Source organism: Planktothrix paucivesiculata PCC 9631 (assembly GCF_900009265.2).
Lineage (GTDB): Bacteria > Cyanobacteriota > Cyanobacteriia > Cyanobacteriales > Microcoleaceae > Planktothrix > Planktothrix paucivesiculata.
Window position 1 is genome coordinate 1 of record NZ_LR735153.1, and the last position, 1,425, is coordinate 1,425.

Sequence of the window (1,425 nt, forward strand, 5' to 3'; positions counted from 1 at the left end):
CAGGGTGTTTTCATTGTCGGGGGTAAAAAAGAAAATAAAAGTGATCTTTTTTTGGTAAAATCAAAGAAAGATCACTTTTATTTGATTTTAAAAAACTATGTTAAACAGTATAATCGAACAACTGAAGTTAGTCAAGGATTTTCGGAAAAATCGTGGTAAAAGACATGAATTATGGGTAGTGTTGACTATCATTGTTTTAGCACTGCTAACTGGCAATGTTACTTATAAGCAAATAGATAATTTTAGAAAAAATGAAGAAAATAAGCTAATTAAATTATTAGAAACTAACACTAAAAAATTGCCGTCTTATAGTACCATAAGACGAGTAATGCTCGGAATAAATTCAATAGAAATTCAGTTGGTTTTTCAGTCAATAGTCCAGGAATATTATTGGCAACAAGAAGGCGTTGATTGGATTGCGATCGATGGAAAATCTTTAAAAAACACCCTGACTAACTATGAAAATCAGAAACAAAATATGTTAATTATGGTATCTTGGTTTAGTCAAGAAACAAAGTTAGTAATTAAATCGGAAAGTTTTGAAAGTAAACAAAGTTCTGAAAACGCTAAAGTTCTGTCTATGATAGAAAAATGCGGGTTATTAAATAAAGTATTTACCCTCGATGCTCTCCATTGTAGTAAGGAAACAACTCAGGCAATAATTGAGAGCAAAAATAATTATTTAATTACGGTAAAAGGGAATCAAATTAAATTGCACAATCGGATCAAGATTTTAGCAGAAATCGAAAAACCTTTAACGGTATATGAAGAAAAAGATGTCAGTCATGGGCGAAATATTAGCAGAAAAGTATCAGTATTTGATAGCCAAAATGTCAACCATAAAAATTATCCTCATCTTCAAAGTTTTATTCAGGTAGAAAGAACGGGTTTTCGGGGTGATCAAGAATATAATGAGACTTTATATTATATTAGTAGTCAGAAATTAAGTGCGAAAACATTTGCAGAAAAAATTAAAGCACATTGGTTAATTGAAAATCAAGTACATTGGGTCAAAGATGTGAATTTTAATGAAGATAAATCAAGAATAAAAGGCATAGACGTAGCCGGAAAATTCTCGTTATTAGTAACATTAATTTTGAATATATACAGAAGTTTGGGTTTTAGCTCAATAAAAGAGGGACAGTCATGGTTGGGAAATAATTGGGAAAAGATTTTAGCGATCGCCTGAATTAATTAAGTTTTTAAAACTATTTTTCTAAAAAAACATTCAAAATATTTAATAATAAATAGTCATAAAGTCTTATTAATCAAGACAATGGCTATCTTTTGCTGTTAATAAATATGAAAATTGTTCATTCTTAATATTTCCCACTTATCTGATGAAAATTAGAGAGAATTTGATCGGAAAAATTGATAATTTTTTTTGAAGATAGCGATCGCATTTGGGAAAATGAAAACCCCCTG

At 29.4% G+C, this 1,425-nt stretch carries 1 protein-coding gene; it reads left to right on the forward strand.

Annotated elements, in window-relative coordinates:
* Nucleotides 1-97 precede the first annotated feature (97 nt).
* Complete coding sequence (locus PL9631_RS25905; protein ID WP_083616174.1) at nucleotides 98-1,189, forward strand: ISAs1 family transposase; 1,092 nt, start codon at nucleotides 98-100, stop codon at nucleotides 1,187-1,189.
* Nucleotides 1,190-1,425: the final 236 nt, after the last annotated feature.

Excerpts from the sequence above, each read along its gene's own strand:
- PL9631_RS25905 (WP_083616174.1), top strand. The coding sequence starts at position 98 with ATGTTAAACAGTATAATCGAACAACTGAAGTTAGTCAAGGATTTTCGG.